Here is a 19,567-nt window from a genome sequence, read left to right as displayed (position 1 = left end):
ATCAGTCTCCGTTCGCGTCGGCGTGTTCTGCCGCAAGGCGGGCGTTGCGTCGGTCGAGCTGCGCCCCCTTGATCGTCGCATACGCCCACATGCCGCCGAAAATGAGGGCGACGACCGCGATGGTGGGCACGAGGAACGCGCCGGCGAGGAGCACGACCTGCAGCACCCAGCCGGTGACGAGCCCCCACCGCCAGCGCAGCGTGCCGCTCGTCGCGAGCATGAGGACGGCCATCGTCGAGCCCAGCACGATGCCCCACCACGGGGGGACGTCGCCCGGGAGCGCCTTCAGGCCGAACACGACGAGCCCGGCGAGGAAGACGATGATCGACTCGAAGACGAGGATGACCTGCCCCAGCGACTCCTGCGCGCCGCGACGGCGTCGCTGCCGCGGCGCCTGCTGCTCCCGACGGCTCATGCGCCCCACCCGGCCTTCCAGTCCTCTGCCGCGGCGAGCGTGATGGCCTCACCGGCCAGCACGACCGAGCCGACCACGACCACCGCGCGGCGATCGGATGCGGCGGCCCACTCGCGGGCGGCGTCCGCCGCATCCGCGAGGTCGGGGTGCACGGTGGCGGGCATCCCCGCCGCCTCGACGAGGTCTGCGACGCGGTCGGCGTCCAGGGCGCGCTCGGAGGCCGGGGCGGTGACGAAGAACGCGCTCGCGACCGGCAGGAGTTCGGCGAGGATGCCCTCGGCGTCCTTGTCGCCGAGCACGCCGAACACGATCCCCCACTCGTCGAAGTCGAACGATTCGCCCAGCGCCGCCACGAGCGCCTTCGCGCCGTGCGGGTTGTGCGCGGCGTCGACGAGCACGGTGGGGTCGGTGCCGACGAGCTGCAGGCGTCCCGGGGAGGATGCGGTGGCGAAGCCCTCCGCGACCGTGTCGGCCGCGAGCGGCTCGCCCGGGCGGCCGAGGAGCGACTCGACGGCCGCGAGCGCGAGGGCGGCGTTGCGTCCCTGGTGCGCGCCGTACTGCGGCAGGTACTGCTCCGGGTACGCGCCGCCGATCCCGCGGAGGTCGAGCATCTGCCCGCCGACGGCGAGGCGCTGCGCGTCGACGCCGAACTCCCGCCCCTCGAACGCGAGGGTCGCCCCGGCGCGCTCGGCGGCCTTGGCGATGACCGCGGCGGCCGCGGGCTCCTGGGCCGCCGAGACGACGGCCGCGTTCGGCTTGATGATGCCGGACTTCACGCCGGCGATCTCCGCGACGGTGTCCCCGAGCCGGTCGGCGTGGTCGAGACCGATGGGCGCGATGACCGCCACGTCGCCGTCCGCGGCGTTCGTGGAGTCCCAGCTGCCGCCCATGCCCACCTCGATCACCGCGACGTCGACGGGGGCGTCGGAGAACGCCGCGAACGCCAGCACGGTGAGCAGCTCGAAGAAGGTCAGCGGCGCGTCGCCCGCCGCCTGCAGTTCGGCGTCGACGAGGTCGACGAACGGGGAGATCTCGTCCCAGGCGTCCGCGACCGCGTCGTCGGCGATCGGGGCGCCGTCGATCATGATCCGCTCGGTGAAGCGCTCCAGGTGCGGGCTCGTGAACAGGCCCGTGCGCAACCCGTGGGCGCGCACCAGGCTCTCGATCATGCGTGCGGTCGAGGTCTTGCCGTTGGTGCCGGTGATGTGCACGACGCGGTAGTTGTGCTGCGGGTCGCCGAGCAGCTCCAGCACGCGGCGGGTGCGTTCCACCCGCGGCTGGACCCACTGCTCGCCCTGGCGGGTGAGCAGTTCGGCGTAGACGGCGTCGGCGCGTTCGGTGCCGGTCATGCGGTGACCTCGATCCTGGTGACCCCGACGGTGAAGGCTCCGCGGTTCGCGAAGGTCCCCGCGGCGAAGACGGCCTCGTGCGCGGCCGCGGAGGCCGCGTCGAAGGTGCTGCCGGTGAGCACGGCGCCGTTGACGGTGGCGCTGAGCGCGAGGGTCTCCCCCGCGACCGCGGCGACCTCGAACGCGTCGCGCACCGCGGCCGCGTCCTGGGCGTCCTCGAACGAGAGCGAGAGCGCGATGCGGTCGCTCACCTCGAAGCCTGCGCCCTTGCGGGTGTCCTGGATGGCGCGGATGACGTCGCGTGCGAGCCCCTCGGCCTCCAGCTCCGGCGTCGTGGTGGTGTCCAGCAGCACGAAGCCGCCGCCCTGCAGCACCGCGAGCGCCTCGCCCTCGGGTCGGCCGGTGGTCTCCAGGACGAGCTCGTACTCGCCGTCCTCAAGCGGGATGCCGCCGGCGACGACCGTGCCGTCGACCTCGTGCCAGTCGCCGGCGCGGGCGGCCTGGATGGCCTGCTGCACCTGCTTGCCGAGCCGCGGCCCCGCGGCACGCGCGTTCACCGTGAGGCGGTGGGTGATGCCGTACTCGGATGCGGTGTGCTCGCCGAGTTCGGTCAGCTGCACCGCCTTCACGTTCAGCTCGTCGCGGAGGATGTCCTCGAACTGCGCGAGCGACGCGGCGTCCGGCACGACGACCGACAGCTGCGGCAGCGGCAGGCGCACGCGGCGCCCCTCCTTCTTGCGCAGTGCGTTCGCGACCGACGACACCTCTCGGACGGCGTCCATCGCGGCGCGGATGTCCGCGGCGTCGGCGAACGCGGCGGCATCCGGCCAGTCCGCCAGGTGCACGCTCCGGCCGCCGGTCAGCCCCTGCCAGATCTGTTCGGCGACGAGCGGGATGAGGGGTGCCGCGACACGGGTGAGCGTCTCGAGCACCGTGTACAGCGTGTCGAACGCCTCGGTCGAGCGCGGGTCGTCGGTGACGCCCACCCAGAACCGGTCGCGCGAGCGGCGGATGTACCAGTTCGTCAGCACCTCGGCGAAATCGCGCAGGCGCGCGGCGGCCGTGGTCGAGTCGAGCGCCTCGAGGTCGGTCGCCACCTCGCGGACGAGGTCGCCGGTAAGGGCGAGGATGTACCGGTCGAGCACGTCGGTGGAGTCGGTGCGCCAGCGCGCCTCGTAGCCGTCGCCGGAGGCGTTCGCGTAGGTCGCGAAGAAGTACCACGCGTTCCACACCGGCAGCAGGAACTCGCGGACGCCCGCGCGGATGCCCTCCTCGGTCACGACGAGGTTGCCGCCGCGCAGCACCGAGCTCGACATGAGGAACCAGCGCATCGCGTCGGACCCGTCGCGGTGGAACACCTCGCTGACGTCCGGGTAGTTGCGCAGCGACTTCGACATCTTCTGGCCGTCCGAGCCCAGCACGATGCCGTGGCAGGAGACGCCGGTGAAGGCGGGGCGGTCGAACAGCGCGGTCGACAGGGCGTGCATGACGTAGAACCAGCCGCGGGTCTGCCCGATGTACTCGACGATGAAGTCCGCGGGCGAGTGCTCGTCGAACCATTCGCGGTTCTCGAACGGGTAGTGCACCTGCGCGTACGGCATCGACCCGGAGTCGAACCACACGTCGAACACGTCCTCGATGCGGCGCATGGTGGACGCGCCCGACGGGTCGTCGGGGTTCGGGCGGGTGAGGTCGTCGATGTACGGGCGGTGGAGGTCGACGTTGCCCTCCGGGTCGCGCGGCAGGCGCCCGAAGTCGCGCTCGATCTCCTCGAGCGAGCCGTACACGTCCACGCGCGGGAAGGCGGGGTTGTCGCTCTTCCACACCGGGATGGGCGAGCCCCAGTACCGGTTGCGGCTGATCGACCAGTCGCGCGCACCCTCGACCCATTTGCCGAACTGGCCGTGCTTGACGTTGTCGGGGGCCCAGGTGATCTGCTCGTTGAGCTCGCTCATCCGGTCCTTGAAGTCCGTGACCCGGACGAACCAGCTCGACACGGCCTTGTAGATGAGGGGGTTCCGGCACCGCCAGCAGTGCGGGTACGAGTGCTCGTAGCTCTGCAGACGCAGCAGTCGCCCGCTCTGGCGGATGAGGCGGATGAGCGGCGTGTTCGCGTCCATCCACAGCTCGCCGGCGACGTCGGACACGGCGGGGAGGAACCGGCCGCCGTCGTCGAGGCTCACGATCGTGGGGAGCCCCGCCGCATCCGCGAGCCGCTTGTCGTCCTCACCGTAGGCGGGCGCCTGGTGGACGATGCCGGTGCCGTCGGTGGTGGTGACGTAGTCGTCCACGAGGATGTGCCAGGCGTCCTGGGTGCCCCACACGTCGGCGTCGGCGTAGTAGTCGAACAGCCGGTCGTAGGCGACGCCGCCGAGCTCGGCGCCGGTGAGCTCCTGCTGCACGGCGGCGGCCGCATCCTCCGCGGAGGCGTAGCCGAGGTCCTTGGCGTAGTTGCCGAGGAGGTCGGCGGCGAGGAGGTACCGGTGCGCGCTCGACTCGACGACGTCGTCGGCGACGCCCTGCGGCGTGTGGTGCACGTCGGCGGCCCCGTCGGGGCCCGCGGGCACCACGACGTAGCGGATGCCGGGGCCCACGGCGAGCGCGAGGTTCGTCGGTAGGGTCCACGGGGTCGTGGTCCAGGCGAGGGCACGGACGCCGGTGAGACCGAGCGCCTCGGCCTTCGCGCCGACGAGCGGGAAGGTGACGGTGACCGACGGGTCCTGCCGCATCTTGTACACGTCGTCGTCCATGCGCAGCTCGTGGCTGGACAACGGCGTCTCGTCACGCCAGCAGTACGGCAGCACCCGGTAGCCCTCGTAGGCCAGGCCCTTGTCGAAGAGGGTCTTGAACGCCCACAGCACGGACTCCATGTAGGTGACGTCGAGCGTCTTGTAGCCGCGCTCGAAGTCGACCCAGCGCGCCTGGCGGGTGACGTAGTCCTGCCACTCGCGCGTGTACTCGAGCACGGACTCGCGGGCCTTCGCGTTGAAGGTCGCGACGCCCATCCGCTCGATCTCGTCCTTCTCGGTGATGCCGAGCTGCTTCATCGCCTCGAGCTCGGCGGGCAGGCCGTGGGTATCCCAGCCGAAGACGCGGTCGACCTTGTTGCCGCGCATGGTCTGGAAGCGCGGGAAAAGGTCCTTCGCGTACCCGGTGAGCAGGTGCCCGTAGTGGGGCAGGCCGTTGGCGAACGGCGGGCCGTCGTAGAAGACCCACTCCGGCGCGCCCTCGCGCTGTTCGATCGAGGCGCGGAAGGTGTCGTCGCGCGCCCAGAAGTCGAGCACCGACTCCTCGATCGCGGGGAACCGCGGGCTCGGCACGAGGTCGGCGGCGGGGCCGAACGCGGACTGGCGGGGGTAGGTCATCGTCGCCTCACAGGATGTCGTGTCGTCACGCCGGGACGATCCTCGCGGACCGCGGTACCACCCTGCTTGCCCGTACACGGATGCACGGACCCCTCGTCCTGCGGCTGTGACGGGCCTGCCCCGCTCGGTTCTACTTGGCTTGCGCCGTTCTTCCGAGAGCTCCCCGGTGATGGCCGGATCGATGCTGGTCCGACGATTCTACCCGCCGCGCGCCCGTGTGTCGTCGCGGTGCCGTCACACCGGCGCCGCCTTTCTGGACTCGTGCCAAGATGGATGCTCGTGACCACCTCCACCCCCGCACCGATCGCACCCGCAGCATCCCGTCCCGCCCGCCGCGTGGCATGGGCCTCGATGGTCGGCACCTCGCTCGAGTCGTTCGACTTCTACGTCTTCGCCTACTTCTCGGCGTTCTTCGTCGGCCCGCTGTTCTTCGAGCCCCTCGGACAGGTCGGCGGCACCCTCGCCTCGTTCACGACCATCGCCGTGGCGTTCGTCGTGCGCCCGATCGGCGCGCTCCTGTTCGGCTACATGGGCGACCGGCTCGGCCGCCGCGCGACGCTCCTGTGGACGGTCGGCATCATGGGCGTCGCCACCGGCCTCATCGGCGTGCTGCCCACCTACGCGCAGCTCGGTTGGCTGGGCGCCGTGCTCCTCGTCGTCCTCCGCGTCGCCCAGGGCATCTCGCTCGGCGGCGAGTGGGGCGGCTCGATCCTCCTCGCGACCGAGCACTCCGGCCGGGTGAAGCGGGCGTTCTACGCCGCGATCCCGCAGCTGGGCTCCCCCGTCGGCTCGATCCTCTCGGCCGCCGCGTTCATCGTGCTCGTGCAGCTGCTGCCGCCCGAGCAGATGGCCGAGTGGGGGTGGCGCATCCCGTTCCTCCTCGCGCTCCCGCTGCTGCTGGTCTCGCTGTACCTGCGCATCTCGATCGACGAGACGCCCGTTTTCACCGGTCTCGTCGCCGAGCAGCGGCGCGACCGCATCCCGGTCCTGACGATGTTCCGGCAGCGTCCCGGGGCCCTCGTGATCGCCGTCGGCGCGGCCCTGCTCGGCATCGGCTCCTACTCGCTGATGAACACGTACACCATGAACTACGGCGCGGCGCAACTCGGGTTCCCGTACATGGACCTGCTCACCGCCGCGACGATCGGTGCACTGCTGCAGCTCGTGACCATCCCGCTGTTCGGCACATGGGCGGCGCGGATCGGGTCGGCGAAGGTCGTCGCGTGGGGCGCGCTCGGCACGCTCGTCATCGCGTTCCCGATGTACCTGCTGCTGCAGTCGGCGAACTTCGGCGTGCTCGTCGGGATGATGGTGATCGGCGGCATCCTGCCGACCATGTCGTGGGCGGCGCTCGGCGGGCTCATGAACGACCTGTTCCCGGACCGCTTCCGCTACTCGGCACTGTCCTTCGCCTACGCCATCGCCGCGACGATCAGCGGGTTCATCCCCCTCGCGACCGGCGCGCTGGGAGCTGCGACCGACCAGGCGTGGTGGCACCCCGGCATCGTGCTGGCGCTGCTGTCGGCGATCACCCTCGTCGCCTCGGTCGCCGCGGCGCGCATGCCGCAGGAGCCCGAGTCGTCCGTCCTCCCCGAGGAGCGCATCGCCGTCGACGCCTGACCCGCGTCTCCCGCGCTCTCCTCGTCTCCCTCCTTCCGAATCCCGTGACCTCGTCGTCACCGAATCCCGTGACCTCGTCGTCACGGGATTCGGCGTATCCACCGGATTCGGATGCATCCGCCGCATCCGCTCCGAATCCCGCGAGATGCCCGAATCCGGTGACGGCCCGAATCCGGTGACGCACCGGACGCGGATGCGGCGGGGCACGGGTGAGGACACGGATCCGTCGGGGTGCTCACCGGGCGCGGTGGAGCCCCTGGGCGACGGCCCGCATGATGCGGTCCTGCACCTGCGGCCACCCCTCGACGACCTGCCGGTAGCCGACCCCGATCACGTGGTACCCGTGGAGCATGAGCAGCGCGTCGTGGGCGTTGTCCGCGTCGCGCTGCGGCCCCACGTGATGCCCTCCGTCGATCTGGAGCACCAGCCGCTCACCGATGAGGAAGTCGACGCGGTGCCCCAGGATCCACGCCTGCGACACGATCGGCAGCCCGAGCCACCGCAGGCGGGTGCGCACGATCGTCTCGAGCCCGGAGTCGGCCCAGGGCTCGGCCTCTTCCACGAAGCGCCGCATCCGTGCGGACAGCGCCATCCGCAGCAGTTCCTCCCGCTCGACCAACCCCCGGTTCAGCGCCGACTCGACGGCCGCGCGGGCCTCCTCCTCCGCTCGGCACCCGACGAGCAGGGCGAGCGCGTTCTCGACCGTGTCGAACAGCATCGAACGCGGGCGCGGCAGCAGCGGACGCGCCCAGTGCACGACGGCGCCGGGCGCCGTCACCGACGCGCCGTGCGGATCGGCCGCGACGTGCGGCGGCCCGTCGTCGAGCACCCACAGGCCGAGCCGGCGGGCCTGGGTCACGCACGAGACCACCACTCCCTCCCGCGCCGCGGCGAGCGCGAGCGGGTCCGCCCCCGGGAGCGCGAGCCACACGCGCCGCACCCGCAGCAGGAGTCCCGCCGAGACGAGCGCGGCGATCGTCCGATGCCGATGCCCCTGCGCCACGATCTCGGTCCCACGCGCCACACCGCCCGCCGCGCCCACCGCCGCCAGCACCGCCGCCGCATCCGTGTCCACCATGACGGCAGCGTGCCCGAGCGGTGACGCTCGCCCACCGGCATCCACCGTCGCAGCGCGTCCCGCCCACCCGGCCCGGGTTGGGGAGGAACGATGCCCGGTCACCGGAATCGGGAGAACCACCGGATTCGGATGCTTCCGCCGCATCCGCCCCGAATCCCGTGAGATGCCCGAATCCCGTCACGGCTCCGAAACCCGTCACCGCTCCGAATCCCGTCACCGCTCCGGATCCGGTGCCGTCCGTGCACCCGCCGGCGCGCGACGGACGCGGCGGTAGACTCGTCACCGCATCCCACACTCAGGCACGTACACACGGTGCCGCACATATCGCAAGGAGATCCGCATGGCCGTACCCGACAAGCCCGCCCTCGAGGGTCTCGAAGCGAAGTGGGACACCGCATGGGCCGAGCAGGGCACGTACCTGTTCGCGCGTGACGCCGCGAAGGCCTCGGGCCGCGCCGGCGTGTACTCGATCGACACGCCCCCGCCGACCGCATCCGGGTCGCTGCACATCGGGCACGTCTTCTCGTTCACCCACACCGACCTCAAGGCCCGCTTCGAGCGGATGCGGGGCAAGACCGTGTTCTACCCGATGGGCTGGGACGACAACGGCCTGCCGACCGAGCGCCGCGTGCAGAACTACTACGGCGTGCGCTGCGACCCGTCGCTGCCCTACGACCCCGACTTCACGCCCCCGTTCGAGGGCGGCGACAACAAGTCGAGCCGTGCCGCCGACCAGGTGCCGATCAGCCGCCGCAACTTCATCGAGCTGTGCGAGAAGCTGACCGTCGAGGACGAGAAGCAGTTCGAGGACCTCTTCCGCAAGCTCGGCCTCTCGGTCGACTGGACGCAGACCTACCGCACCATCTCGGACGACACGATCCGCACCAGCCAGCTCGCCTTCCTGCGCAACCTCGAGCGCGGCGAGGCCTACCAGGCGCTCGCGCCCACCCTCTGGGACGTGGACTTCCGCTCCGCGATCGCGCAGGCCGAGCTCGAGGACCGCGAGCAGCAGGCCTCGTACCACCGCCTGGCGTTCCACAAGACCGACGGCTCCGGCGACGTGCACATCCAGACCACCCGCCCCGAGCTGCTCGCGGCCTGTGTCGCCCTCGTGGCGCACCCGGATGACGAGCGTTACCAGCCCCTGTTCGGCTCGACCGTGACGACGCCGCTGTTCGGTGTCGAGGTGCCGGTGCTCCCCCACCCGCTCGCCCAGCCCGACAAGGGGTCGGGCATCGCCATGATCTGCACGTTCGGCGACGTGACCGACATCATCTGGTGGCGCGAGCTCGACCTGCCCAACCGCACCATCATCGGCAAGGACGGCCGCATCGTGGCCGAGGCCCCCGACGTGCTGGTCACGGATGCGGCCAAGGCGGCCTACGCGGAGATCGCGGGCAAGACGGTCTTCAGCGCCAAGAAGCGCATGGTGGAGCTGCTCCAGGAGTCGGGCGAGCTCGACGAGGTCTCCAAGCCCTTCACCCACCCGGTGAAGTTCTTCGAGAAGGGCGACCGGCCGCTGGAGATCGTCTCCACCCGCCAGTGGTACATCCGCAACGGCGCCCGCGACGCCGAGCTCCGCGACAAGCTCATCTCGCTCGGCCAGGGCCTGGACTGGCACCCCGACTTCATGCGGGTGCGGTACGAGAACTGGACGAACGGCCTCACCGGCGACTGGCTCGTCAGCCGTCAGCGCTTCTTCGGCGTGCCGATCCCGGTCTGGTACGCGCTCGACGAGCACGGCGAGCGCGACTACGACCGGGTGCTCACACCGGACGCCGCGCAGCTGCCGGTCGACCCGACGAGCGACGTGCCCCCGGGGTACACCGAGGACCAGCGCGGCGTGCCCGGCGGGTTCGAGGCGGAGAAGGACATCTTCGACACCTGGGCGACCTCCTCCCTCACCCCGCAGCTGGCCGGCGGCTGGCAGCGCGACGAGGAGCTCTGGAACCTCGTGGCGCCGTTCGACCTGCGCCCGCAGGGGCAGGACATCATCCGCACCTGGCTCTTCTCGACCATGCTGCGCAGCGCCCTGGAGGACGACCGCGCACCGTGGACGAACGCCGCGATCTCCGGCTTCATCGTCGACCCCGACCGCAAGAAGATGTCGAAGTCGAAGGGCAACGTCGTCACCCCGGCGGCGATCCTCGACCAGCACGGCTCGGATGCGGTCCGCTACTGGGCGGCCTCCAGCCGCCTCGGCACGGACGCGGCCTTCGACCCGCAGAACCCGACGCAGATCAAGATCGGCCGCCGCCTCGCGATCAAGCTGCTGAACGCGGCGAAGTTCGTGCTCTCGTTCCCGGTGCCCGAGGGCGCCGAGATCACGCACGCGCTGGACGCGTCGATGCTCGCCACCCTCGACCAGGTGGTCCGGGATGCGACGAAGGCGTTCGAGTCGTACGACCACGCCCGCGCGCTGGAGCTCACCGAGTCGTTCTTCTGGACGTTCTGCGACGACTACCTCGAGCTCGTCAAGGAGCGCGCGTACGACCAGACCGACGTGGGCCAGGCGTCCGCGGCGCTCGCGCTGCGCATGGCGCTGGAGACCCTCATCCGTCTGTTCGCCCCGGTGCTCGCGTTCGCCGCGGAGGAGGCCTGGTCGTGGTTCCAGGACGGCTCGGTGCACACCGCCGCCTGGCCGGAGCCCCTCGGCATCGACGGCGACCCGTCGGTGCTCAGCACGGTCGGCGAGGCGCTCATCATCGTCCGGCGCGCGAAGACCGAGGCGAAGGTCTCGCAGAAGACCCCCGTCGCCCGCCTCGTGCTCGCCGCACCGGCGGACGCGGCGGATGCGCTGCGGCTCGCCGAGGGCGACCTGAAGGCCGTCGGCCGCATCCAGGAGCTCCGGATCGCCGAGGCCGAGTCCATCACCGTGACCGAGATCGAACTGGCACCGCAGGAGGCCTGACATGCAGCTCGGAACCCGCTGGGACGCCCGCACGGAGCCGCCGGCCGCCGTGCCCGCCGCCCTCCGCGACCAGATCGCAGCCGTCGAACGGCTGATCCCGGAGGCGCAGTGGGCCGCGCAGCCGGTCCCCCGCTGGACGCTCACCTGGCTCGAGGGGCGCCCGATCGCCGAGCTCGACACCGGGGTCATCGTCACTATCGACCGGGACGGCCAGGTCGTCGTCCGCCACGACGAGGACGACGAGTTCGCCTGAACCGACCGACGTCCCGTCCGACGCCCCCGCGGCCCTGCGCCTGCGGGGGCGTCGTCGTCGGGCGGTTAGCCTGAACGGATGACGGACGCCGAGAACCCGCTCCTGACCGCATCCCCCCTGCCGTACGGACTCCCGCCGTACCCCGCGATCCGCCCGGAGCACTACCTGCCGGCGTTCGAGGCGGCCTTCGCGGCGCACCGCGGCGAGGTCGCGGCGATCACGCGGGTGCGGTCGATGCCGACGTTCGAGAACACGATGGTCGCGCTCGAGGCCTCCGGTGCGCTGCTCGACCGTGTGAGCCGCACGTTCTTCACGGTCGCCTCCGCCGACGCCACCCCGGAGATCCAGCGGATCGAGGAGGAGCTCGCGCCGCGGCTGAGCGCGCACGCCGACGCCATCACGCTGGATGCGGCGCTGTTCGCGCGCGTCCGGATGCTGCACGAGCGACTGGACGACCTGCCGCTCACCGCGGAGCAGCGGTACCTCGTGGAGCGACGCTTCACCGTGATGTCACGCGCCGGGGCCGGCCTCGACGCCAACGCGAAGCGGCGCCTCTCGGAGCTCAACACGCGGCTGTCCGAGCTCACCACCCGGTTCGAGCAGCTTCTGCTCGCCGACACGAACGACCTGGCGGTCGTCATCACCGACCCGGCCGAGCTGGCGGGCCTCGGCGACGGTGAGGTCTCCGCGGCCGCCCGGGCCGCCGCCGACCGGGGCATGGCGGACGCGTGGCTCATCACGCTCCCCCTGTTCACCGGGCACCCCTGGCTCGCCGCGCTCACCGACCGCGATGTCCGGGACCGGATCATGACGGCGTCCCGCAGTCGCGGACGGCGCGGCGACGCGAACGACACCCGCGACACCATCCGCGAGATCGTGCGACTGCGGGCGGAGCGGGCGCGCATCCTCGGCTTCGACAGCCACGCCGACTTCGTCACCGCCGACCAGACCGCGGGGTCGGCGGCGGCCGTCCGCGACCTGCTCCGCCGGCTGGCGCCCGCGGCCGCGACGAACGCGGCACGCGAGAAGGCGGCGCTCCAGGGCCGGGCGGATGCCGCCGACGCGCCGTTCGAGGTCGCCGCGCACGACTGGCGGTTCCTCACCGAGCAGGAGCGCGCAGAGCGATACGACATCGACCGTTCGGCGCTGCGACCGTGGTTCGAGGCCGAGCGGGTGCTGCGAGACGGCGTGTTCTTCGCGGCGGAGCGGCTCTACGGCATCCGCTTCACCGAGCGCCCCGACCTGCCCGCGTACCACCCGGATGCGCGCGTGTTCGAGGTGTCCGAGGAGGACGGCACGCCGCTCGGCCTGTACGTCCTCGACCTGTACACGCGGGACACCAAGCGCGGCGGCGCATGGATGAACTCCCTCGTCGCCCAGTCCGCGCTCCTCGGCACGAAGCCGGTCGTGGTGAACAACCTCAACGTGTCCAAGCCCGCACCGGGGCTGCCCACCCTGCTCACCCTGGACGAGGTCACGACCCTCTTCCACGAGTTCGGGCACGCCCTGCACGGCCTGTTCGCGACCGTGACGTACCCCAGCTTCGCCGGCACCGCCGTGCGACGGGACTTCGTCGAGTTCCCGAGCCAGGTGAACGAGATGTGGATCCTCTGGCCGGAGGTGCTCGCCAACTACGCCCGCCACATCGACACCGGCGAACCGCTGCCGCAGGCCGTCGTCGACCGCCTCCGCGACACTGAGACGTTCGACCAGGGCTTCGCCACCAGCGAATACCTGGCCGCATCCTGGCTCGACTTCGCCTGGCACTCCCTCGACGCCGACGCCGCCGCGGCGGTCGACGACGTCGAAGCGTTCGAGGCGGCGGCCCTCGCCGACATCGGCCTCGACGATCCCGCCGTGCCGCCCCGGTACGCCTCGTCGTACTTCGCGCACGTGTTCTCCGGCGGATACAGCGCGGGCTACTACTCGTACATCTGGAGCGAGGTGCTCGACGCCGACACCGTGGAGTGGTTCCGTGCGCACGGCGGGCTCACCCGCCAGAACGGGGAACGGTTCCGGCAGCGGCTCCTCGGGGTCGGCGGCTCGAAGGATCCGCTCGCGGCGTACCGCGACTTCCGGGGCCGGGATGCGGACATCGCCCCGCTGCTCGCCCGCCGCGGTCTCACGGGGTGACCTGTCACCCCGTGACCGGACGCACGACCTCGTAACGCAGCCGCGCGAACTGCCCCGCGGCGCGCGCCTCGACGAGCCGCAACCGGGCGGACTCGATGCGGCGGGGCAGGAGCGGCGCGCCGCCGGCGAGCGTCACCGGCGCGATCGACACCGCGATCTCGTCGAGCGCGTCGACGTCGAGGAACTGCCCGGCGAGATCCCCGCCGCCGACGACCCACACGAGACCGTCACCGGCAGCATCCCGGATGGCGGGCAGCGCGTCGGCGACGGAGCCCGACACGAACCGGATGTCCGCGCCCTGCGGCACCGGGAGCGCCCGCGTGGTGAAGACGAACGTCGGCCGGTCGCCGTGGAACTCCTGCCAGCGCTCCGGGTGCGCCAGCAGGTCGGTCTCGCGCAGGAGCCACTCGTACGTCGACGAGCCCTCCACCAGCACGGCGGCGTCCGGCACGAGGTCCTTCGCGGTGCCGTCGTCGGGCACGTCGAAGAGCCACTGCAGCGAGTGCGTCTCGTCGGCGATCCAGCCGTTCAGGGTCGTGGCGGTGTCGAAGATGATGCGTCCCATGCCCGCACCGTACCCGCCCCGTCCGACACCGGGTTCACGGCAGCACGGCCGCGAACCGCCGGAGCTCGTCCGCCAGCAGGTCGGGGACCTCCGCCGCGGTGAAGTGTCCGCCCTCCGCGAGGCGATCGAACGACCGCAGATCGCGATAGAACCGCCGGGCGTGCGCCTCCGGGTAGTCGTGCTCGTGGCGTTGGATGCGGACCACCGCGGGCACCTCCACGGGCGGGATGCGGCCCGGCTGATCGGCGCCCTCGTAGTACGGACGGAACGAGGTGCCGATGCTCTGGGTCACCCAGTAGATCATCGCCTCGGTGAGGATGCGCTCGCGCGAGATCCGCCGCTCGACCGCACGCGGCTCCCCCACCGGGGTGTCCGACCATTCCACGAGCTTCTCCGCCAGCCACGCCAGCAGGCCCGCGGGCGAATCGTTCAGTGCCGCGGCGAGCGTGTCGGGTCGCGTGGCCTGCACGTGGCCGTAGGCACCGTCCGGCTCGTGCTTCGCCGCGAGCCGTGCGAACCAGGCGCGCACCTCCGGCTCGGGCGCCTCCGCCCGCTCCTCGGCCGTGCCGAAGTGGGCGTGCGTCACGAAGATCCCTCGGACGGCTGCCGGATACGACGCGGCGATGAGATCGCTCACGTTCGCGGTGACGTCCTCGCCGTAGGTGAGGTACCGGTCGTACCCGAGCACCTCGGTCATCAACCGGTGGAACGTGGCGGCCAGGCGCGTCTCCGTCATCGGCCCGGCGTACACACCGGAGAAGCCGAAGCCCGGCAAACTCGGGACCACCACGTGCATGTCGGGCAGCCGATCGGCGAGGGCCAGCTGCAGCGCGAACGTGTGCGGCCACCCGTGCATCACCAGGAGGGCCGGTGCGTCCTCGCGGGCCGACCGCAGATGGGCGAAATGGATCGAGGCGCCGTCGATGTCGGCGAGGAACTGCGGGTGGTCGTTCAGCCACGTCTCCCGGGCGCGCCAGTCGAGCGCCAGCCATGAGGCCACGAGGTCGCGGAGGTAGTCGACGGGCATGCCCGTCGGCGGCCGGTGCGGCGAATCGGCGAGGAACCGGGTGGCGCGCAGCCGTGCGCCGAGATCGGCCAGCGTGTCATCGGGGACGGCGATGCGGAACGGCGAGACGGCGGTCATGGCGCCACCGTAGACCGGGCGGCACCGGAGCGGGACCCCCGTCGCGGTCGGTCAGGCGCTCTTGCGCTTCTGCGCGAGCACGAGGGTCGGCTCGGCGCCCTCCTCGACGGCCGCGCGGGTGACGACGACCTTCGCGACGTCGGCGTTCGAGGGGATGTCGAACATGATCGGGCCGAGGACGTCCTCGAGGATGGCCCGCAGGCCTCGGGCACCGGTCTTCCGCTCCACCGCGAGATCGGCGATCGCACGCAGCGCGTCGTCCTCGAAGTCGAGCTCCACGCCGTCCAGCTCGAACATGCGCTGGTACTGCTTGACCAGCGCGTTCTTCGGCGCGGTGAGGATCTCCATGAGCGCCTCCTGGTCGAGCGGCGACACGGAGGCCACCACCGGGAGACGGCCGATGAACTCGGGGATGAGCCCGAACTTGTGGAGGTCTTCGGGCAGCACCTCGGCGAACAGGTCGGGCGCCTCGTCCTTGCGCTGCAGCGGGGCACCGAAGCCCACGCCGTGCTTGCCGACGCGGGAGGAGATGATGTCCTCGAGTCCGGCGAAGGCGCCCGCGACGATGAACAGCACGTTCGTCGTGTCGATCTGGATGAACTCCTGGTGCGGATGCTTGCGCCCGCCCTGCGGCGGCACGGACGCGACCGTGCCCTCGAGGATCTTCAGCAGCGCCTGCTGCACGCCCTCACCGGAGACGTCTCGGGTGATCGACGGGTTCTCGGCCTTCCGCGCGATCTTGTCGACCTCGTCGATGTAGATGATGCCGGTCTCGGCGCGCTTCGTGTCGAAGTCCGCGGCCTGCAGGAGCTTCAGCAGGATGTTCTCGACGTCCTCGCCGACGTAGCCGGCCTCCGTGAGGGCGGTGGCGTCCGCGACCGCGAACGGGACGTTCAGGCGCTTCGCGAGCGTCTGCGCGAGATAGGTCTTGCCGCATCCGGTCGGACCGAGCATGAGGATGTTGCTCTTGGCGATCTCGATCTCGTCGGCGCGCTGCTCGGCCGCGGTGATCGTGGACTGCGCCCGGACGCGCTTGTAGTGGTTGTACACGGCGACGGAGAGGGCGCGCTTGGCCTGCTCCTGCCCGACCACGTACTCCTCGAGGAAGGCGAAGATCTCACGCGGCTTCGGCAGGTCGAACTCGGCGACCTCGCCGCTGCCCTGCTCGGCCATGCGCTCTTCGATGATCTCGTTGCACAGCTCGACGCACTCGTCGCAGATGTACACCCCGGGGCCGGCGATCAGCTGCTGCACCTGCTTCTGGCTCTTGCCGCAGAAGGAACACTTGAACAGGTCGGCACTCTCACCGATGCGAGCCATGACGCCCCTCTCTTCCCACGGACCTTCGCCCCCGTGTCGTCGAGCCTAACCGGTGGCGCCGACAACATGGCGCATTGCCGCCCACGATGTCGGCAGGACGCACGGATGCCCCGGTCCACGAGGATCGGGGCATCCGGGTCATGACCGTCAGGCGCCGATGGCCGCCTGGCCGCGCTTGCGGGTGGTGAGCACCTGATCGACCAGGCCGTACTCGACCGCCTCCGCCGCGGAGAGGATCTTGTCGCGGTCGATGTCGCGGTTGACCTCCTCCACCGTGCGGTTGGTGTGCTTGGCGAGCGTCGACTCGAGCCAGGTGCGCATGCGCATGATCTCCGCGGCCTGGATCTCGATGTCGGAGGCCTGACCGTGACCCGCCTCGCCCATCGCGGGCTGGTGGATGAGGATGCGCGCGTTCGGCAGCGCCAGGCGCTTGCCGGGGGCGCCGCCGGCGAGCAGCACCGCCGCGGCGGACGCGGCCTGGCCGAGCACGACCGTCTGGATCTGCGGCGACACGTACTGCATGGTGTCGTAGATCGCGGTCATGGCCGTGAACGAGCCGCCCGGCGAGTTGATGTACATGATGATGTCGCGGTCGGGGTCCTGGGACTCCAGGACCAGCAGCTGCGCCATCACGTCGTCGGCGGACGCGTCGTCGACCTGCACGCCGAGGAAGATCACGCGGTCCTCGAAGAGCTTGTTGTACGGGTCCTGCCGCTTGAAGCCGTAGGCCGTGCGCTCCTCGAACTGCGGGAGCACGTAGCGGCTCGACGGCATCTGGAGGCCCTGAGGCAGACCGTAGGTGGGGGTGTTCATCGGAGGTTCTCCCTTTCGCGCATGCCTCAGTTGTTGTTCCCGGTGCCGCCGCCGCCGACGACGTCGGACGCGGAGTCGCGGATGTGGTCGACGAAGCCGTACTCGAGCGCCTCCTGGGCGGTGAACCAGCGGTCGCGGTCGCCGTCCTCGTTGATCTGCTCGACCGACTTGCCGGTCTGCGCGGCGGTGATCTCGGCGAGGCGCTGCTTCATCGACAGGATGAGCTGCGCCTGCGTCTGGATGTCGCTCGCGGTGCCGCCGAAGCCGCCGTGGGGCTGGTGGAGCAGCACGCGCGCGTTCGGGGTGATGTAGCGCTTCCCCTTGGTGCCGGCGGTGAGCAGGAGCTGACCCATGGAGGCCGCCATGCCGATGCCGACCGTGACGATGTCGTTGGGCACGAACTGCATGGTGTCGTAGATCGCCATGCCTGCTGTGATCGAGCCACCGGGCGAGTTGATGTAGAGGTAGATGTCCTTTTCCGAGTCCTCCGCCGCCAACAGCAGGATCTTGGCGCAGATCTCGTTGGCGTTGTCGTCGCGCACCTCGGACCCGAGCCAGATGATGCGGTCCCTCAGCAGCCTGTCGAAGACGCTCGTCGCGACAAGGGGTTCAGCCATGTTCACTCCTGTTTCGGTGATGTGGCTTCGAATCTACCGGCGGGACCCGAACGCCTCGCCCGTGTTCGCCGTCGGCATACCCGACGGTGTATACGGGCCGGGACACGACGACGGGCGGATGCCGCAGCATCCGCCCGTCGTGTGGAACCGTGTCGCCTTACTCGGCGGCGTCGGCCTTCTTGGCCGGGGCCTTCTTGGCTGCCGGCTTCTTGGCCGGGGCCTTCTTCTCCGCCTTCTCGGCGGGGGCCTCGGCGTCGTCGGCCTTCTTGGCGGGCGCCTTCTTCTTTGCGGGCGCCTTCTTCTTCGGCGCCTCCTCGGCGTCGGCGGCGGCGTCGGCGATCTCCTGCGCCTCCTCGACGACCTCCTCCTCGGCGGCCTCCTCGTCCTCGACGGCGACGAAGCCGGTCAGGTCGACCGCCTTGCCGTTGCTGTCGACGACGTTGACCTTGCCGAGCGCGATCGCGAGGGCCTTGTTGCGGCCGACCTCACCGACGAGCGCGGGCAGCTGGTTGCCCTGCTGCAGCGCGTTGACGAAGTCCTGCGGCGCCATGCCGTACTGGGCGGCGGACTGCAGGAGGTACTGGGTGAGCTCGTCCTGCGAGACCTGCACCTTGGTGTCCTCGGCGATCTTGTCGAGGATCATCTGGGTGCGGAACTGCTTCTCGCTGGCCTCGGTGACCTCCGCGCGGTGCACGTCGTCGTCCAGGCGGCCCTCGCCCTCGAGGTGCGCGTGCACCTCGTCCTCGACGAGCTTGGCCGGGACGGGGATGTCGGTGAGCTCGATGAGCTGCTCGACGAGCTTGTCGCGCGCGGCGGAGCCCTGCCCGAACGCGGCCTGCTGGGCGACGCGCTCGACGAGCGACTCGCGGAGCTCGGCGATGGTGTCGAACTCGCTGGCCATCTGCGCGAAGTCGTCGTCGGCCTCGGGCAGCTCGCGCTCCTTGACGGCCTTGACGGTCACGGAGACCTCGGCTTCCTCGCCGGCGTGGTCGCCGCCGACGAGCTTCGAGCGGAAGGTGGTCTCCTCACCGGCGGTGAGCGACTCGACGGCCTCGTCGATGCCCTCGAGGAGCTCGCCGGAGCCGACCTCGTAGGACACGCCCTCGGCGCGGTCGATCTCGGTGCCGTCGATCGCGGCGACGAGGTCGAGCTCGACGAAGTCGCCGGAGGCCGCCGGACGGTCGACCGTGATGAGCGTGCCGAAGCGGGCGCGGAGCTTGTCGAGCTCGGCGTCGATCGCGGCGTCGTCGGTCTCGACGGCGTCGACGGTGACGGTGATGCCGTCGAGGGCGGGCAGCTCGAACTCGGGGCGCACGTCGACCTCGACGGTCACCTTGAGGTCGCCGGAGAAGTCCTTGAGTTCGGGGATCTCGACGATCTCCGCCTCGGGACGACCGATCACGCGCACCTCGTTGGCGGCGACGGCCTCGCGGTAGAACCCGTCGAGGCCCTCGTTGATCGCGTGCTCGATGACGGCGCCGCGACCGACGCGCGAGTCGATGATCGGCGCGGGCACCTTGCCCTTGCGGAAGCCGGGGACCTGGACGTCCTGCGCGATGTGCTCGTAGGCGTGCGCGATGGAGGGCTTGAGCTCCTCCGGCGTGACCGTGATGTGGAGCTTGACCCGGGTGGGGCTCAGCTGCTCGACGGTGCTGGTGACCATGCCTGTTGTTCTCCTCTTACTTCCCGCGAACGCGCGCGGTGGCTGAAGCCATGGGTCTTGGGGAGGGGCGTTCGTCGGGCGGCAGGATTCTCAACCTGCAGCTTCGCGCACCCACCGAGCCGTCGCCGGCTGACTCCGGAATGCCCGGATCAGTCCAGGCATCCCTCCGTGGAAGGGAACGCGCCGACGGCAGAGCAACAAGTCTATCGGATCGGCGCCCACCGCCACACCGGGCACATTTGCGGCGCGGCCGGGCCGTTCGCGCACGGCGCGGCACCCGGGACTGCTAGTTTGCTGATCACCCGGGATCGCGCCCACCCG

General features: G+C 70.9%; 14 protein-coding genes. 4 read left to right on the top strand and 10 right to left on the bottom strand.

All coding sequences use genetic code 11. The annotated features are described in order from the left end of the window. Position 1: 1 nt before the first annotated feature. Genes ACWAUO_RS04915 through ileS form a run of 3 tightly spaced genes read right to left on the bottom strand, consistent with a single transcriptional unit; the run spans position 2 to position 5,129 of the window. Positions 2-415 (bottom strand): DUF4233 domain-containing protein, encoded by a 414-nt coding sequence (locus ACWAUO_RS04915; protein WP_460773565.1) that lies wholly within the window; start codon positions 413-415, stop codon positions 2-4. Then, positions 412-1,764 (bottom strand): bifunctional folylpolyglutamate synthase/dihydrofolate synthase, encoded by a 1,353-nt coding sequence (locus tag ACWAUO_RS04910; protein WP_460773564.1) that lies wholly within the window; start codon positions 1,762-1,764, stop codon positions 412-414. The genes ACWAUO_RS04915 and ACWAUO_RS04910 overlap by 4 nt, the downstream gene beginning before the upstream one ends. Continuing rightward, on the bottom strand, positions 1,761-5,129 hold the full coding sequence (gene ileS / locus ACWAUO_RS04905) for an isoleucine--tRNA ligase (RefSeq protein WP_460773562.1): 3,369 nt from the start codon (positions 5,127-5,129) through the stop codon (positions 1,761-1,763). Before ileS ends, ACWAUO_RS04910 begins: the two co-directional genes overlap by 4 nt. Before the next feature lie 279 nt (positions 5,130-5,408). On the opposite strand from ileS, the gene ACWAUO_RS04900 reads away from it, so the two are divergent. Then, the gene (locus ACWAUO_RS04900) at positions 5,409-6,749 is read left to right on the top strand and encodes an MFS transporter (protein WP_460773560.1); all 1,341 of its coding nucleotides are present in this window, start codon (positions 5,409-5,411) and stop codon (positions 6,747-6,749) included. 235 nt (positions 6,750-6,984) lie between these two features. Here the strand turns inward: ACWAUO_RS04900 and ACWAUO_RS04895 are convergent, their stop codons facing one another. Continuing rightward, complete coding sequence (locus ACWAUO_RS04895; protein WP_460773559.1) at positions 6,985-7,827, bottom strand: endonuclease domain-containing protein; 843 nt, start codon at positions 7,825-7,827, stop codon at positions 6,985-6,987. 340 nt (positions 7,828-8,167) lie between these two features. Here ACWAUO_RS04895 and valS point away from each other — a divergent pair, with 340 nt between their 5' ends. From valS to ACWAUO_RS04880, 3 genes are all read left to right on the top strand, one after another. Continuing rightward, a complete protein-coding gene (gene valS / locus ACWAUO_RS04890; RefSeq protein WP_460773557.1) occupies positions 8,168-10,738 on the top strand; it encodes a valine--tRNA ligase in 2,571 nt (856 codons plus the stop codon). Between the two features lies 1 nt (position 10,739). Next, positions 10,740-10,991, top strand: a complete 252-nt coding sequence (locus ACWAUO_RS04885) for a hypothetical protein (RefSeq protein WP_460773556.1) — start codon at positions 10,740-10,742, stop codon at positions 10,989-10,991. A 78-nt stretch (positions 10,992-11,069) separates the two neighbouring features. Continuing rightward, positions 11,070-13,124: a M3 family metallopeptidase gene (locus ACWAUO_RS04880; RefSeq protein ID WP_460773553.1), complete on the top strand. Its 2,055-nt coding sequence runs from the start codon at positions 11,070-11,072 to the stop codon at positions 13,122-13,124. A gap of 4 nt (positions 13,125-13,128) precedes the next feature. Here the strand turns inward: ACWAUO_RS04880 and ACWAUO_RS04875 are convergent, their stop codons facing one another. The 6 genes from ACWAUO_RS04875 to tig form a co-directional block, all read right to left on the bottom strand. Next, on the bottom strand, positions 13,129-13,689 hold the full coding sequence (locus ACWAUO_RS04875) for a dihydrofolate reductase family protein (protein ID WP_460773551.1): 561 nt from the start codon (positions 13,687-13,689) through the stop codon (positions 13,129-13,131). Positions 13,690-13,723: 34 nt separating this feature from the next. Further along, complete coding sequence (locus ACWAUO_RS04870) at positions 13,724-14,833, bottom strand: epoxide hydrolase family protein (RefSeq protein WP_460773549.1); 1,110 nt, start codon at positions 14,831-14,833, stop codon at positions 13,724-13,726. A 51-nt stretch (positions 14,834-14,884) separates the two neighbouring features. Next, complete coding sequence (gene clpX, locus ACWAUO_RS04865; protein WP_460773547.1) at positions 14,885-16,153, bottom strand: ATP-dependent Clp protease ATP-binding subunit ClpX; 1,269 nt, start codon at positions 16,151-16,153, stop codon at positions 14,885-14,887. A gap of 147 nt (positions 16,154-16,300) precedes the next feature. Further along, positions 16,301-16,966, bottom strand: a complete 666-nt coding sequence (locus tag ACWAUO_RS04860; RefSeq protein WP_460773545.1) for an ATP-dependent Clp protease proteolytic subunit — start codon at positions 16,964-16,966, stop codon at positions 16,301-16,303. Between the two features lie 26 nt (positions 16,967-16,992). Continuing rightward, positions 16,993-17,583 carry an ATP-dependent Clp protease proteolytic subunit gene (locus tag ACWAUO_RS04855; protein ID WP_460773543.1) on the bottom strand — a complete coding sequence of 197 codons (591 nt, stop codon included), beginning with the start codon at positions 17,581-17,583 and terminating at the stop codon, positions 16,993-16,995. Positions 17,584-17,740: 157 nt separating this feature from the next. Further along, complete coding sequence (gene tig / locus ACWAUO_RS04850) at positions 17,741-19,246, bottom strand: trigger factor (RefSeq protein ID WP_460773542.1); 1,506 nt, start codon at positions 19,244-19,246, stop codon at positions 17,741-17,743. Between the last annotated feature and the right edge of the window lie 321 nt (positions 19,247-19,567).

Source organism: Microbacterium sp. GXF7504, from assembly GCF_054798235.1.
The sequence above is the reverse complement of the archived record's forward strand: the minus strand, read 5'-3'. Positions and strand labels throughout refer to the sequence as shown.

What these genes read in the sequence shown, in the direction of transcription:
- ACWAUO_RS04915 (WP_460773565.1), bottom strand. Translation starts at nt 415, where the DNA reads ATGAGCCGTCGGGAGCAGCAGGCGCCGCGGCAGCGACGCCGTCGCGGC.
- ACWAUO_RS04910 (WP_460773564.1), bottom strand. Translation starts at nt 1,764, where the DNA reads ATGACCGGCACCGAACGCGCCGACGCCGTCTACGCCGAACTGCTCACC.
- ileS (WP_460773562.1), bottom strand. Translation starts at nt 5,129, where the DNA reads ATGACCTACCCCCGCCAGTCCGCGTTCGGCCCCGCCGCCGACCTCGTG.
- ACWAUO_RS04895 (WP_460773559.1), bottom strand. Translation starts at nt 7,827, where the DNA reads ATGGTGGACACGGATGCGGCGGCGGTGCTGGCGGCGGTGGGCGCGGCG.
- valS (WP_460773557.1), top strand. Translation starts at nt 8,168, where the DNA reads ATGGCCGTACCCGACAAGCCCGCCCTCGAGGGTCTCGAAGCGAAGTGG.
- ACWAUO_RS04885 (WP_460773556.1), top strand. Translation starts at nt 10,740, where the DNA reads ATGCAGCTCGGAACCCGCTGGGACGCCCGCACGGAGCCGCCGGCCGCC.
- ACWAUO_RS04880 (WP_460773553.1), top strand. Translation starts at nt 11,070, where the DNA reads ATGACGGACGCCGAGAACCCGCTCCTGACCGCATCCCCCCTGCCGTAC.
- ACWAUO_RS04875 (WP_460773551.1), bottom strand. Translation starts at nt 13,689, where the DNA reads ATGGGACGCATCATCTTCGACACCGCCACGACCCTGAACGGCTGGATC.
- ACWAUO_RS04870 (WP_460773549.1), bottom strand. Translation starts at nt 14,833, where the DNA reads ATGACCGCCGTCTCGCCGTTCCGCATCGCCGTCCCCGATGACACGCTG.
- clpX (WP_460773547.1), bottom strand. Translation starts at nt 16,153, where the DNA reads ATGGCTCGCATCGGTGAGAGTGCCGACCTGTTCAAGTGTTCCTTCTGC.
- ACWAUO_RS04860 (WP_460773545.1), bottom strand. Translation starts at nt 16,966, where the DNA reads ATGAACACCCCCACCTACGGTCTGCCTCAGGGCCTCCAGATGCCGTCG.
- ACWAUO_RS04855 (WP_460773543.1), bottom strand. Translation starts at nt 17,583, where the DNA reads ATGGCTGAACCCCTTGTCGCGACGAGCGTCTTCGACAGGCTGCTGAGG.
- tig (WP_460773542.1), bottom strand. Translation starts at nt 19,246, where the DNA reads ATGGTCACCAGCACCGTCGAGCAGCTGAGCCCCACCCGGGTCAAGCTC.